General features: G+C 74.2%; 12 protein-coding genes. 4 read left to right on the top strand and 8 right to left on the bottom strand.

Annotation, left to right across the window (positions count from 1 at the left end):
* The 7 genes from C5507_RS05985 to C5507_RS06015 form a co-directional block, all read right to left on the bottom strand.
* Positions 1-814 (bottom strand): AAA family ATPase (locus C5507_RS05985; RefSeq protein ID WP_158657523.1); only part of this gene is annotated, 814 nt, incomplete at its 3' end.
* Complete coding sequence (locus C5507_RS05990; RefSeq protein ID WP_104527630.1) at positions 811-1,959, bottom strand: exonuclease SbcCD subunit D; 1,149 nt, start codon at positions 1,957-1,959, stop codon at positions 811-813. The genes C5507_RS05985 and C5507_RS05990, both read right to left, overlap by 4 nt.
* Positions 1,960-2,040: 81 nt before the next feature.
* Positions 2,041-2,613, bottom strand: a complete 573-nt coding sequence (locus tag C5507_RS05995) for a PH domain-containing protein (protein ID WP_104527631.1) — start codon at positions 2,611-2,613, stop codon at positions 2,041-2,043.
* A gap of 63 nt (positions 2,614-2,676) precedes the next feature.
* The gene (locus tag C5507_RS06000) at positions 2,677-3,504 is read right to left on the bottom strand and encodes a biotin--[acetyl-CoA-carboxylase] ligase (RefSeq protein WP_104527751.1); all 828 of its coding nucleotides are present in this window, start codon (positions 3,502-3,504) and stop codon (positions 2,677-2,679) included.
* A 21-nt stretch (positions 3,505-3,525) separates the two neighbouring features.
* Positions 3,526-4,281 carry a decaprenylphospho-beta-D-erythro-pentofuranosid-2-ulose 2-reductase gene (gene dprE2 / locus C5507_RS06005; RefSeq protein ID WP_104527632.1) on the bottom strand — a complete coding sequence of 252 codons (756 nt, stop codon included), beginning with the start codon at positions 4,279-4,281 and terminating at the stop codon, positions 3,526-3,528.
* On the bottom strand, positions 4,278-5,642 hold the full coding sequence (gene dprE1 / locus C5507_RS06010) for a decaprenylphosphoryl-beta-D-ribose oxidase (RefSeq protein WP_207225823.1): 1,365 nt from the start codon (positions 5,640-5,642) through the stop codon (positions 4,278-4,280). The genes dprE2 and dprE1 overlap by 4 nt, the downstream gene beginning before the upstream one ends.
* Positions 5,635-6,606: a decaprenyl-phosphate phosphoribosyltransferase gene (locus tag C5507_RS06015; protein WP_104527633.1), complete on the bottom strand. Its 972-nt coding sequence runs from the start codon at positions 6,604-6,606 to the stop codon at positions 5,635-5,637. The genes dprE1 and C5507_RS06015 overlap by 8 nt, the downstream gene beginning before the upstream one ends.
* 296 nt (positions 6,607-6,902) lie before the next feature.
* Here C5507_RS06015 and C5507_RS06020 point away from each other — a divergent pair, with 296 nt between their 5' ends.
* The 4 genes from C5507_RS06020 (at position 6,903) to C5507_RS06035 (ending at position 11,311) form a co-directional block, all read left to right on the top strand.
* Positions 6,903-8,531: an acyl-CoA carboxylase subunit beta gene (locus tag C5507_RS06020; protein WP_104527634.1), complete on the top strand. Its 1,629-nt coding sequence runs from the start codon at positions 6,903-6,905 to the stop codon at positions 8,529-8,531.
* On the top strand, positions 8,528-8,860 hold the full coding sequence (locus C5507_RS06025) for an acyl-CoA carboxylase subunit epsilon (RefSeq protein WP_104527635.1): 333 nt from the start codon (positions 8,528-8,530) through the stop codon (positions 8,858-8,860). Before C5507_RS06020 ends, C5507_RS06025 begins: the two co-directional genes overlap by 4 nt.
* The gene (locus tag C5507_RS06030; RefSeq protein ID WP_104527636.1) at positions 8,857-9,465 is read left to right on the top strand and encodes a Maf family protein; all 609 of its coding nucleotides are present in this window, start codon (positions 8,857-8,859) and stop codon (positions 9,463-9,465) included. Before C5507_RS06025 ends, C5507_RS06030 begins: the two co-directional genes overlap by 4 nt.
* An 82-nt stretch (positions 9,466-9,547) precedes the next feature.
* Entirely contained in the window at positions 9,548-11,311 is a 1,764-nt protein-coding gene (locus C5507_RS06035) for an acetyl/propionyl/methylcrotonyl-CoA carboxylase subunit alpha (protein WP_207225825.1), read from the top strand.
* Between the two features lie 52 nt (positions 11,312-11,363).
* Here the strand turns inward: C5507_RS06035 and C5507_RS06040 are convergent, their stop codons facing one another.
* Positions 11,364-14,126 carry a S8 family serine peptidase gene (locus tag C5507_RS06040; protein WP_104527638.1) on the bottom strand — a complete coding sequence of 921 codons (2,763 nt, stop codon included), beginning with the start codon at positions 14,124-14,126 and terminating at the stop codon, positions 11,364-11,366.
* Positions 14,127-14,168 lie beyond the last annotated feature (42 nt).

Raw genomic sequence — 14,168 nt, forward strand, 5'->3', positions numbered from 1 at the left:
CCACCTCGGCGGCCGTGGCCTCGGCGCGGGCCGTCGCCGCCGTCAGCCGCCCGGCCGCCGCGGCGCGGACCTGGTCCACCCAGGGCAGCACGCGGGCGCCCGGCGCGGCGCCGACCAGCTCCGGGGCCAGCTCCTCCGGCATGTCGACGTCGGCGATCTGCGCCACCCGCGCCAGCAGGGTGCTCAGCTGCGCCCGGTGCGCCGCGGTCAGCTCCCGTGCCGCGCTGCGCTCCTCGGCCAGCCACTCCTCGGCCCGCGCGAAGCGGTCGACGTCGAACAGCGTGCGCAGCAGCTCGGCCCGGTACTCCGGCTCGGCGCGCAGGAACCGCGCGAAGTCCCCCTGCGGCAGCAGCACCACCTGGCAGAACTGGTGGACGTCGAGCCCCACGCGCGTGCGCAGGTGCTCCGAGCCCTCGTCGATCCGGGTGCTGACGGGCTCCCAGCCGCCGTCGGTGAGCCGGGAGACCAGGAGCTTGGCCTGCTCGGTCGCCCAGCCCTCCCCGCGCTTCTTCGGTCGCTGCTGCTCCGGCCGCCGGACCACCCGCAGCCGCTCCTCGCCCAGGGTCAGCTCGCAGGTGACCTCGGTGCGGGTGGCGGCGTCGGCGTGGTCGCTGCGCAGGCGCTTCTCCTCGCCCCGCGCGCCGGGCACCCGGCCGTAGAGGGCGAACACCACGGCGTCCAGCAGCGTGGTCTTGCCCGCACCCGTGGGACCCCACAGCAGGAAGAGACCGTCGCGGCCTATCTCGTCCAGGTCCACCTCGACGGTGCCGGCGAACGGGCCGAAGGCGGTGACCGACAACCGGTGCAGCCTCATCGGGCCGCCTCCGCGCGGTCCACGGCGCCGAGGGCCCGGGCGAGCAGCTCCCGCTCCGCCGGGCTGGCCGGCACGCCGCGGACGTGGCTCACGAACTCGCCGGCCACGTCGAGGGCGCTGCGGCCGCGCATCCGCTCCTGGTAGCTGCCGCTCTCCGCAACCTCGGCCGACCCCGTCCAGTCCAGGTGCACGCAGTGCGGGAAGCGGGCCTGCAGCCGGCGCATCGGGTCGGCCGGACGGGCCGGGTCGGTGAGGCGGGCGGAGACGAAGTGCTCCTCCGCGGCCGCGTGGGCCGGATCGGCGAGCAGCTCCTCCAGGGAACCGGTGAGCACCGACAGCGGCCGCGGCGTGGGCAGCGGGAGCGCCCGGACGTCGGCCAGCCCTGCGGCGTCGAGGTCGACCAGCCACGCCTGCTTCTGCTGGCCGGCCTCGCCGAAGGAGTAGGCCAGCGGGGAGCCGCTGTAGCGCAGCCGCGGCGACAGCGTCTGCGGGCGGTGCAGGTGTCCCAGCGCCACGTAGTCCACGCCGTGGAAGACGCCGGCCGGCACGAGGTCGACCCCGCCGACGCAGATGTCGCGCTCGCTGTCGCTGGGCTGCCCGCCGCCGACGAAGGCGTGCGCGAGCACGACCGACCGGACGCCCGGGCGCAGGAAGAGGTCGGCGCGGATCCGGTCCATCGCCTCGCCCAGCACCGCCTCGTGGCTGCGCGCCTCGGGCACGCCCAGCTCGTGGCGGGCGACCTCCGGCTCCAGGTAGGGGATGCCGTAGACGGCCACCTCGCCGTGCTCGTCGGCCAGCAGCACCGGCTCGTCGAGGCCGGCGGTGGCCGCGCGCACGTGCAGCCCGGCGGCGCTGAGCAGGCCGGAGAAGGTGCCCAGGCGGCGTGCCGAGTCGTGGTTGCCGGGAGTGAGGACCACGCGGGCACCGGTGGCGAGCAGCCGGCCGACGACGCGGTCGAGCACACCGGTCGCGTCCGCCGACGGGACGGCCCGGTCGTAGACGTCTCCGGCCACGACCACGACGTCGACCCGTTCCCGGGTGACGACGGCGGCCAGGCCCCCGAGGACCGCCTCCTGCTCGGCGAGCAGGTCGGTGCCGTGCAGCGTCCGGCCGATGTGCCAGTCGGACGTGTGCAGGAGCCGCATGAGGCCGAAAGGTAGGGAGGGGGTACGACAGAACCGGTCAGGCGCGCCGTGACGGACCCGTCACATCCGGATACGTCCTGCTCAGAGGACGGCGGTGGACCGCCAGCCGCCGTCGGACGGCCAGTCGTCGTCGCGCAGGTACCCGGCGCTCTCCTGCGCCCGCCGGTCGGCGTCCTCCTCGATCATGTGGTTGAGCAGCTGCTGGACCCCGTCGCTGTCGGGGATCCGCCGCAAGACCGTCGGGCCGCTGTCGCCGGCGGTCTCGATGGTCAGCGTGCCGGAGCTGACGATCCGCGCCCAGAGCGTCTGCGTGTAGGAGACGTCGGTGATCCGGGACAGCCCCAGGTCGCGGCCCCGGCGGGCCAGGACGCCTTCCCGGAACAGCAGCCGGTGGGTGGTGACGACGTAGTGCGTCGTCCGCCAGCGCAGCAGCGGGACGGCGACGAAGACCAGCAGGAGCAGGAGCGCCAGCGCGACGATCGCCAGCCGGACCATGCCCTGCTGCCGGCCGGCCGGGACGAGCGCCGCCCCGAACGAGGCACCGCCCACCAGCAGCAGGAAGAACACCACCGGCCAGAAGATCGTCAGCCAGTGCGGGTGGAGGTGGCGCACCACCTCTTCGTCGTCGGCGAGCAGCCTGTCCGGGTACGGCACCTCCCCAGGATGCCTGGCGATCCGGCCCCGATCCGGCGACCGACGCCGTCGGCGTGTCAGGCGTCAGGCCGGGCGGACGTGCCGGACGTCGCCGCTGGCCAGCTCGACGGTGCCCTCCGGGGTGTCGACGACGAGGCGGCCGTCCCAGTCCACGGCCCGGGCCGTCCCGGCCAGCGTGGAACCGTCCGGCATCGTCACCTGCACCGCGCTGCCAACCGTCGAGGACCACGCCAGGTAGTCACGCGCCAGCCCGGACAGCACCGGGTCCCCCAGCGCCTCCACCCAGCCGCGGTAGCGACGCTCGACCGCCCGCAGGAACGCCAGCAGCACCGGTGCCCGGTCCACGGTGGCGCCGGTGACCCCCGACAGCGACGTGCCGGTGTCGGGCAGCTCGTCCGCCGTCGTCGAGACGTTGAGCCCCACCCCGACGACGACGGCGTCGCCGGAGGCCTCGGCGAGGATCCCGGCGAGCTTGCGGCCGTCGCGGGCCAGCAGGTCGTTGGGCCACTTCACCGAGGCCAGCACCCCGGTGACCTCGCCGACGGCCTCGGCCAGGGCCACACCGGTCAGCAGCGGGAGCCAGCCGCGTCGGGCGGCCGGCACGTCGGGCCGCAGCAGGAAGGAGACGGTCAGCCCGGCCCGCGGCGGGGAGGTCCAGACGCGGTCCAGCCGGCCCCGCCCGGTGACCTGGTGCTCGGCCACCAGCACCGAGCCCTCCGCGGCGCCGTCCACCGCGGCGGCGGTGAGGGCGGCGTTCGTCGAGCCGACCTCCTGGACCACCTCGAGCGAGCGCCACAGCGCGCTGTCCCGGGTGAGGGCGGACTGCAGCGCGGCGGCGTCGAGCGCGGGGCGGTCGAGGTCCGACCAGCGGGAGGAGTTGTCGTCGGGCACGGGGGCCACGCTAGCCAGCGCTCAGAACGGCAGCCGCCGGAAGACCGCGCGCGGGGTGTGCCGCAGGCCGCTCATCACCCAGCGCATGGCCCCGGGCACCCAGACCGTGTGCCGGCCGCCGCGGACACCGGCGACGATCGCCTCGGCCACCGCCTCGGGCGTGGTGGAGAGGGGCACGTCGGGCAGCCCCTCGGTCATCTTCGAGCGCACGAACCCGGGCCGCACGACGAGCACCGACACCCCGGTCCCGGCCAGCGAGTCGCCGAGGCCGGAGAAGAATCCGTCCATGCCGGCCTTGGTCGACCCGTAGACGTAGTTGGACCGGCGCACCCGCTCACCGGCCACCGAGGAGAGCGCGACGATCACGCCGTGGCCCTGCGTCCGCATGCGGACGGCCAGCTCGGTGCCGACCGCGACGGCGGCCACGTAGTTGACCTGCGCCAGGTGGGCCGCCGCCGCGCTGTCGGTGCGCAGCCGGTCGGCCTCGCCCAGCTGACCGAAGGCGACCACCGCGACGTCGATGTCGCCGCCGGCCGTCGCGGCGGTCAGCATCCGCGCCGGGGACGCCGGGTCGTCGGCGTCGAAGTCGACGACCTCCACCTGCCCGCCGGCCGCCCGCAGCTCCTCGGCCACGGTCACGCGGCGCGGCGTCTCCCGGGCCGCGACGACGATGCGCAGCGGACGGTCGACGAGGTAGCGGCGGGCCGTGGCCACGGCGATGTCGGACGTGCCGCCGACGAGCAGCAGCGAGCCGACCGAACCGAGCGCGTCGATCACAGGGCGAGCCTCCTGGCCAGGTCCGAGGTGAACATGCCCGTGGGGTCCACGCGGCGGCGCACGTCCCGGAACGACTCGAGACGGGGGTACATGCGCTCGAACACCTCGGGCCGGACGCGGGGGTCCTTGGCGAGGTACACCCGGCCGCCGGCGCCCACCACGAGCTCGTCGAGCTCGTCGAGCAGCGCGGCCAGCCCGCGGACGACCGGGATGTCCAGGGCGAGCGTCCAGCCGGGCGCCGGGAAGGACAGCAGGCCGGGGTTGGCCGCCCCGAACCGCTTGAGGACGGCGAGGAACGAGGCGTGCCCGGAGCGGCTGATCCGCTCCAGCGCCCGGCGCATCGTCTCCTCCGCCCCGAACGGGACGACGAACTGGTACTGCACGAAACCGCGCGGGCCGTACACCCGGTTCCAGTTCCCCACGCCGTCGAGCGGGTGGAAGAAGGCACCGATGCCCTGCAGCTGGTCCCGTCTGCGCCGCGGCGACCTCCGGTACCAGAGCTCGTTGAACGCGGCGACCGTCGCCGGGTTCAGCAGCCCCGGCGGGAACAGGTCGGGCGCGGACAGCGTGATCGAGCCGGCATAGCGCAGCGGGTCGGCCTGCTGCCTCGCCGACAGCTCGTCGCGGCGGGCGAACCGCCCGCGGGTCAGGACCGAGCGCCCCATGCGGGCGCCCCGGGCCACGCAGTCGATCCAGGCCACCGAGTAGTCGTAGCGGTGGTCGGTGCTCTCCAGCAGCGCCATGAGCGAGTCGAGGTCGGGCGTGCGGTCGGTGTCGACGACGAGCCGGGACGACTCGATGCGGGTCATCCGGACGCGGGCCCGCAGGATCACGCCGGTCAGGCCCATGCCGCCGGCGGTGGCCCAGAAGAGCTCGGGATCGGCGCCGGGCCCGATCCGGCGGACCTCGCCGTCGGCCGTCAGCAGGTCCAGGTGTGCCACGTGCTCGCAGAAGGTGCCGGCGACGTGGTGGTTCTTGCCGTGGATGTCGGCCGCGATCGCCCCGCCCACGGTGACGTACCGGGTTCCCGGGGTCACCGGGACGAAGAGCCCCATCGGCACGAAGAGATCCATCAGGCGGTCCAGGGAGATCCCGGCCTCCACCTCGACCTCGCCGCCGGCCAGGTCGACGTCGAGCAGCCGGTCGGCGCCGGTCATGTCCAGGACGTGCCCGCCGGCGTTCTGGGCGGCGTCGTTGTAGCTGCGCGCCAGCCCGCGGGCCAGCACCCCTCGCGGGGAGACCGCCCGAAGCGCCGCAGCGACGTCGTCGGCACCGCGGACGGGCACGACGGTCGCAGGCGTGGGGGCGGTCCGCCCCCAGCCGGTCAGGGGCACCGCCGTGCGCGGGCCGGCGTCAGCCACCGAAGACTCCCGCCCCGACGGTCGCGGCCCACGCCAGCCCGAGGAGGAGCAGGGTGCGGTCCCGGAAGACGATCTCCTCCGGTGCGCCGGCGGTGCCCTTGTCCACGTCGACGGCGTAGCGCAGCACGCCGAGCACGAACGGGGCGATGGACAGCGCCGCCCACGGGATGCCGGGGCGGGTCTCGCCCATCTCGAACGCCCAGAGGCTGTACGCGGTGCAGGCCACCCCCGCCGACAGCCCCCACACGAAGCGCAGGTAGCTGGCCGAGTACTCCTGCAGGGTGCGGCGGGTCTGCGCGGCGTCCCCGACCAGGACCAGTTCCGAGTACCGCTTGCCCGCCACGATGAACAGCGAGCCGAACGAGGCCACGAGCAGGAACCACTGGGACAGCGGCAGCCCGGCGGCGACGCCGCCGGCCACCGCGCGCAGCAGGAAGCCGGAGGCGACGACGGCGAGGTCGAGCACGGCCTGGTTCTTCAGGCCCAGGCAGTACGCCACCTGCACCACGACGTAGGTGGCCAGCACCCAGGCCAGCGCCGGCCGGGTCAGGAGGAAGGCGCCGATCAGGGCGGCACCGGCCAGGACGACCGCGGTGACCACCGCGACCGGCCGCGGCACGAGCCCGGAGACGATCGGCCGCAGCCGCTTGCGCGGGTGCCGGCGGTCCTCCTCGACGTCGATCACGTCGTTGACCAGGTAGACGGCGCCCGACACCAGGCAGAACAGCACGAACGCCAGCAGCGTCGGCCCGAGGACGTCGAGATCGGCGATCCGGCCCGCCGCGAGGGGCGCGGCCAGGACCAGCGCGTTCTTCACCCACTGCCGTGGCCGCACCGCGCGCACCAGGCCCCACGCGACTGAGCCGTGGAGCCCGGCCGGACGACCGGTGCCGGGCTCGCCGGCGGGGGCGGGCACCTCACCGGCGTACCGGGCCGGCGGGACAGGCGCTGCCGCGTCGGTCATCGTCTGCCCTCTCGGTCGCATCGGTGGAACCTGCGGGCGGACACCGCCGACCGCGACGCGGGACTCGGGCGCCCGGATGGATAGTGCCCTGCCTGTCGGGCGGCCGACAGCCGACGTCCCCCCGCGGAGGTGGAGGCCGCGGATCGCCCGGACGGCAGACACCGGGACACCGGCAGGAAGGGCGCCGGTGACTCCCCTACGCTACGTACCCCGTGGCCCGGGTACCGCTCGGTCACGGGGTAGACAGCAGTGCCGCTGCGGCGGCCGACGAGCGCCAGCGAGGAGACCGAGTACGCGTGAGTGCCGCCGAACTGCAGGGCGCCGGGGAGCACGTCCCCGACGACGTCGACATCCACACGACCGCCGGCAAGCTGGCCGACTTCGAGCGGCGGGTCCAGGAGGCCGTGCACGCGGGCTCGGAGCGGGCCGTGGAGAAGCAGCACGCCGCGGGGAAGATGACCGCGCGCGAACGGATCGAGGCGCTGCTGGACCCGGGCTCGTTCACCGAGTTCGACGAGTTCGCCCGCCACCGCTCGACGAACTTCGGGATGGCCGACAAGCGCCCCTTCGGCGACGGCGTCGTCACCGGGTACGGCACCGTCGACGGCCGGCCGGTGGCGATCTTCTCCCAGGACGTCACCGTCTTCGGCGGCAGCCTCGGCGAGGTCTACGGCGAGAAGATCGTCAAGGTCCAGGACTTCGCGATCACGAACGGCTGCCCCCTCGTCGGCATCAACGAAGGCGGCGGCGCCCGGATCCAGGAGGGCGTGGTCTCCCTCGGCCTGTACGGCGAGATCTTCCAGCGCAACGTGCACGCCTCCGGCGTCATCCCGCAGATCTCCCTGGTCATGGGCCCGGCCGCCGGCGGGCACGTCTACTCCCCCGCCCTCACCGACTTCATCGTCATGGTCGACAAGACCAGCCAGATGTTCATCACCGGCCCCGACGTCGTGAAGACCGTGACCGGTGAGGACGTGACGCTCGAGGAGCTCGGCGGCGCCCGCACGCACAACACCAGGTCCGGGGTGGCGCACTACCTGGCCGAGGACGAGAACGACGCCCTGGACTACGTCAAGGCGCTGCTGTCCTACCTGCCGAGCAACAACCTCGACCCGCTGCCGGCCGTCGAGATGGCGCCGGTCGAGACCGTCCTGCCGGACGCGCTGACCGAGGAGGACCTCGAGCTCGACACCTTCGTCCCCGACTCGGCGAACACCCCCTACGACATGCACACCGTTCTCGAGCACGTGCTCGACGACGGCGAGTTCCTCGAGGTGCAGCCGCTGTTCGCGCCGAACATCCTCGTCGGGTTCGGCCGGGTCGAGGGCCGCCCGGTCGGCGTCGTGGCCAACCAGCCCACCCAGTTCGCCGGCACCCTGGACATCGACGCCAGCGAGAAGGCCGCGCGCTTCGTGCGCACCTGCGACGCCTTCAACATCCCGGTGCTGACCTTCGTCGACGTCCCGGGCTTCCTGCCCGGCACCTCGCAGGAGTGGGAGGGCATCATCCGGCGCGGGGCCAAGCTGATCTACGCCTACGCGGAGGCGACGGTCCCCAAGGTCACCGTCATCACCCGCAAGGCCTACGGCGGCGCCTACGACGTCATGGGCTCCAAGCACCTCGGCGCCGACGTCAACCTCGCGTGGCCGACGGCGCAGATCGCCGTCGTCGGTGCGCAGGGCGCGGTGGGGATCCTGTACCGCAAGGAGCTCGCCGCGGCCGAGGACCCGGAGTCCCGCCGCGCGGAGCTGATCGCAGAGTACGAGGACACCCTCGCCAACCCCTACATCGCCGCCGACCGCGGGTACGTGGACGCGGTGATCCCGCCGTCGCACACCCGCGTGCAGGTGACCAAGGCGCTGCGCGTGCTGGCCAACAAGCGGCAGGCCCTGCCGCCGAAGAAGCACGGGAACATCCCGCTATGACATCGCGACCCTCCGGGCCGCACCGCGGCCAGGTGCCGTTCCCGGACGACGTGGAGCCCACCCGTCACGCCTGCGCGGACCCCTCCGGGGCCCACTCGGCGCGACCAGGCCAGCTGCCGTCCCCGGCTTCCCCGCTCCTGCGTGTGGTCAAGGGCGAGCCCTCGGCCGAGGAGCTCGCCGCGCTGACCGTCGTCGTGGCGGCGATGTCGCAGCGCGGTACCCGCCGGCGGCCCACCCCCGTGGGCGCCTGGGCGTCCTACGGCCGCACCCACCGCCGTCCGCTGCAGGCCGGCCCCGGGGGCTGGCGCGCCGCGGGGAGCCCGGCATGACCGTCGACCGCCGGCTCGTGCTCGGGTCCGCCTCCCCCGCCCGGCTGTCCCTGCTGCGTCAGGCGGGCCTGGCGCCGGAGGTCGTGGTGAGCGAGGTGGACGAGTCGTCGTACTCCGCCCCCCGCGTGGCCGAGCAGGTCGCCCTGCTGGCCGCGGCCAAGGCCGCCGACGTCGCCAATCGCGAGACCGACGCCCTCGTCATCGGTGCGGACTCGCTGCTGGAGTTCGGCGGCAAGCCGCAGGGCAAGCCGGCCGACGCCGCGGAGGCCCGGGACCGCTGGCGGCGGATGGCGGGGCGCTCCGGCATCCTGCACACCGGCCAGGCGCTCTTCGACGTCCGCGACGGCGCGGTCGTCAGCCGGGACATCGCGGTCGCCTCGACCGTCGTCTACTTCGCCGACCCCACCCCGGCCGAGGTCGAGGCCTACCTCGCCACCGGTGAGCCGCTGTCCGTGGCGGGCGCCTTCACCCTCGACGGGCTCGGGGCACCGTTCGTCCGGCGGGTCGAGGGCGACCCGGCGGCCGTGGTGGGGCTGTCGCTGACGGTCCTGCGGACCCAGCTGTCCAAGCGCGGCCTGACCATCACCGACCTCTGGCGCCGCTGACCACCGCGGCGTCGGTGAACCATCCCGCCCGGCGCGGGCACTGACAATCGTTCGACCGGCCCACAGAAGAGGGAGAGCACCGGTGCAGAAGGTCCTCATCGCCAACCGTGGCGAGATCGCGGTCCGGGTGGCCCGCGCGTGCAAGGACGCGGGTCTGACCAGCGTGGCGGTCTACGCCGAACCCGACCGCGACGCGCTGCACGTCCGCGTCGCCGACGAGGCCTTCGCCCTGGGCGGCACCACGCCCGGCGACTCCTACCTGGTCATCGACAAGATCCTCGGCGCCGCCAAGCAGTCCGGCGCCGACGCCGTCCACCCCGGCTACGGCTTCCTGTCGGAGAACGCCGACTTCGCCCAAGCCGTCCTCGACGCCGGGCTGACCTGGATCGGCCCCTCCCCCGAGGCGATCATCGCCCTGGGCGACAAGGTGCAGGCGCGGCACATCGCCACCAAGGCCGGCGCCCCGCTGGTGCCCGGCACCAAGGACCCGGTCGGCGGCGCCGACGAGGTCGTGGCCTTCGCGCAGGAGCACGGCCTGCCCGTCGCCATCAAGGCCGCCTTCGGCGGTGGCGGCCGCGGGCTCAAGGTCGCCCGCACGATCGAGGAGATCCCCGAGCTGTTCGACTCCGCCGTCCGCGAGGCGGTCTCCGCCTTCGGTCGCGGCGAGTGCTTCGTCGAGCGCTTCCTGGACAAGCCCCGGCACGTCGAGGCGCAGGTGCTGGCCGACACCCACGGCAACGTGGTCGTCGTCGGCACCCGCGACTGCTCGCTGCAGCGCCGCAACCAGAAGCTGGTCGAGGAGGCTCCCGCACCCTTCCTCACCGACGAGCAGCGCGAGCGCATCCACTCCTCGGCCAAGGCGATCTGCGCCGAGGCGGGCTACCACGGCGCGGGCACGGTCGAGTACCTCGTCGGCGCCGACGGCTCCATCTCCTTCCTCGAGGTCAACACCCGCCTCCAGGTGGAGCACCCGGTCTCGGAGGAGACCTCGGGCATCGACCTGGTCCGCCAGCAGTTCCGCATCGCCGACGGGCTGCCGCTGGAGATCACCGAGGACCCGACGCCACGCGGGCACAGCATCGAGTTCCGGATCAACGCCGAGGACGCCGGCCGCAACTTCATGCCGGCGCCCGGCCCGGTGAACCGCCTGGAGATCCCGCAGGGCCCGGGCGTCCGCTGGGACTCCGGTGTCGAGACCGGCGGCGAGGTGGCCGGCGCGTTCGACTCGATGCTGGCCAAGCTGATCGTCACCGGTGCCACCCGCGCCGAAGCCCTGCAGCGGGCCGCCCGCGCCCTGGACGAGCTCATCGTCGAGGGCATGCCCACGGTCATCCCGTTCCACCGCGCGGTCGTCCGCGACGAGGCGTTCACCAGCGAGCCGTTCACGGTGCACACCCGCTGGATCGAGACGGAGTGGGACAACCAGGTCCCGCCCTACGACGTCGCCCCGGCCGTGGCCGACGAGGACGCCCCGCGGCAGACCGTCGTCGTCGAGGTGGGGGGCCGCCGCATGGAGGTATCCCTCCCGGCGGGCCTGGCCGCCGGTGGCGGTGGCGCGGCTCCGGGTGCCGCCGCGAAGCCGCGCAAGCGTGGCGGCGGTGGGGGCGGTTCGGCCGCCTCGGGTGACTCCCTCACCTCGCCCATGCAGGGCACGATCGTGAAGGTCGCCGTCGAGGACGGCGCCACGGTGGAGGCCGGCGACCTGGTCGTCGTCCTCGAGGCCATGAAGATGGAGCAGCCGATCACCGCGCACAAGGCCGGCACCATCTCCGGGCTGGCCGCCGAGGTCGGCGCCTCGGTCACCAGCGGTGCGGTCATCTGCACCATCGCCGACGCCGCCCAGTAGGCACCACTGCCGGGCGGGGGCCCGCCACCGCTGCGCGGTGGCGGGCCCCCGCTCAGACCACCCGCACCTGACCGGTGCGGTAGTACAGCCGCAGGGTGCCACCGTGGAAGCGCTGGGACTCGCCGTCGCTGTAGTAGCGCCGGCCCTCCACCGGGTACCCGAGCGAGCCGCCCTCCCAGCCGGAGGCCGCCCAGGTGTCCCGTGCCCAGCCCATGACCACGTGGGTCCCGCTCTCGGGCGACGTGTACACCGATCCCCCTTGGAAGTGGACGAAGCAGCCGCCGCGGAGGAGCCCGCACTGCTGGTCGGTCACCGGGTAACCGAGCACGCCGTTCTCCCACCCCGTCGACGCCCAGACGTTCCGCGTCGCGACGTCGATCAGCCTGGACCCGGTGCCCGGCGACCAGTAGACCGATCCGCGCTGGAAGTGCTGGAAGCAGCCGCCGTCCCGCAACCCGCAGAGGGTGTCGGTGGTCGGATAGCCCAGAGTCCCGCGCTCCCATCCGGACCTGGCCCAGGCGTCCCGGATGACCAGCGAGACGTCGTGCGCGCCCGTGGCCGCCGAGGCGTAGACCGACCCCCGCTGGAAATGGACGAAGCAGCCGGCGTCCGGGAGCCCGCAGACCTGGTCCGCGGTCGGATAGCCCAACGGCCCGTTCTCCCAGCCCGTCCCGCCCCACCGTGACCGGATGGCGGTGCCCACCAGCCGGACGCCCGTCGTCGCGGACAGGTAGATCGAACCGGACTGGAAGTGCTGGAAGCACCCGCCGTCACGCAGACCGCAGATGGTGTCCGTCGTCGGGAACCCGAGCTGCCCGTTTTCCCACCCGGAGGCCGCCCACCGGTCGCGGGTCCGCCCCTGGACCAGGAAGGCGCGCGCCTGGGCGCCGGTGGCGTAGAGCGACCCACCCTGGAAGTGCTGGAAGCACCCGCCGTTCCGCAGCGTGCAGACGGTGTCGGACACCGGGTAGCCGAGGGTGCCGTTCTCCCAGCCCGAGCCCGCCCAGCGCTCACGGAGCGAGTGCTGGACGCTGCGCGGCCCGGTGGACGGCGACCAGTAGATCGATCCGCCCGCGTAGTGGCGGAAGCAGCCGCCGTCGCGCAGGCCGCACGCGAGCGCCCCGCTCGCGGCACCGAGAGGGCCGGAACTGCCGCCGCGCGCCTCGTAGGCGACCGTGACGGGGTGGTGGCTGAGGTCGGCGACGGCCTCGTTCGACAGTGCCGAGGTGCGCCCGAGGGAGTCCACGGCCCGCAGCTGCCAGCGCGTGGTGGCGCTGGGCATCGCATCGATGACGAACGTGCGGTCGGCCGGCGACGCGCCGAGGGGCAGGGAGTAGGTCCCCAGGCTCAGCCCGTCGCGCACGAGGGAGTACCTGCCGGTGTTCGTCCCGGTGGTCGAGGCCTTGAGGGTGACCGACGGCCTGCCACTGGTGACGCCCAGCCTGGCGACCGGTTCGAGCGTCGGGGCGACAGGTGGCGGGGGCCCCACCGTCGCCAGGACCGGCGCGCTGCGGAGGCCGTTGCTCGGCTGGACGTCGACGGCGACCTGCTGGCCGTCGGTCAGTCCGGTGACCGTGGCGCTGGTGCCGGTCACGGTGGCCCGGACGACGCCGTCGACCCGCACGGTGTAGCCGGTCGCAGCGGTCACCGCAGACCACGCGACGGTGATCGAGCCGCTCGACGGCGTGACGGTCGGTGCGGCGCCGGTGCGCCCGGCGGCCTCGACGGCAGCCGGCATGACGAGCCGCCCGGCACCCCAGGCCCGGTCCCAGGCCGAGCTGTCCACGCCGGCCTGCAGGGCGGCCTGGACCTCGTCCGGGGTGATCCCCGGACGGCTGCTGCGGAGCAGGGCCACCGCCCCGGCGACCGCGGGGGCGGAGAAGGAGGTGCCGGTCGCGCTGGTGTACCGCGCGCCGGGAAAGGTGGTCAGCAGGTCCTGCCCGACGGTGGCGATGTCCACCTGCCAGCCGTGCTGGGCCCAGGGTGCGGGCGTGCCCGTGGGCGTCGTCGCGGAGACGGCGATGACACCGCTGTTGGCCGCCGGGTACATCACCTCGTTGACGGGGTTGCCGGTGTCCCCGGAGTTGCCGGCCGACGCGACGACCGAGATGCCCTTGTCCAGCGCGTACTGGATGGCCGCGGCGGTGACGTCGGAGTAGCCGGGACCCGCCAGCGACATGTTGATGACGTCGGCACCGTGGTCGGCGGCCCACAGCACGCCCCGCGCGACGGCCGCCGACGAGCAGCCGAAGTCGTCCGTGCACACCCGGACCGGCATGATCTTGGCCTCCGGCGCCATGCCGGCGCTTCCCTGGCCGTTGTCGGCGCGCGCCGCGATGACACCGGCCACCCCGGTCCCGTGCCACTCGGACGGGTCCGCCGCCAGTCCCGTCGTGTCCGTACCGGGCACGAAGGCGCCGACGAGGTCGGGGTGACCGGCGTCGACCGCGGTGTCGAGCACCGCCACGACCTGCCCGGCGCCCCGGGTGCTCGGCCAGACGTCCGGGACGGAACTCGCCGCCTGCGGGTCGTCCAGTTCCCAGAGCGGGTCCGTGGGGGCCTGCACGCGGTAGCTCACCGCCGGGGAGGCGTGGACGACGTCGGCCCGGGCCTCCAGCGAGGCCGCGGTCGAGTCGGCGCTGCCGGCCGGCACCGTGACCGTCTCGACGACGTACTCACCGTCGACGACCCGCAGCACGTCGAGCGTGACCGGGTCGCCGGCCGCGAGGGCCGGCGGAGCGGAGAGCAGCAGCGCGGACGCGAGAGCGGCGGTGAGGGCCGCGCCGAAGCGCTGACGGGTGGATGCGGACGACATGTCAGGTGTATCGGCAGTCGCCCCCGCACGATGGATCACCTG

The sequence above is a fragment of the Blastococcus saxobsidens genome (genome assembly GCF_002938435.1).
GTDB lineage: Bacteria > Actinomycetota > Actinomycetes > Mycobacteriales > Geodermatophilaceae > Blastococcus > Blastococcus saxobsidens.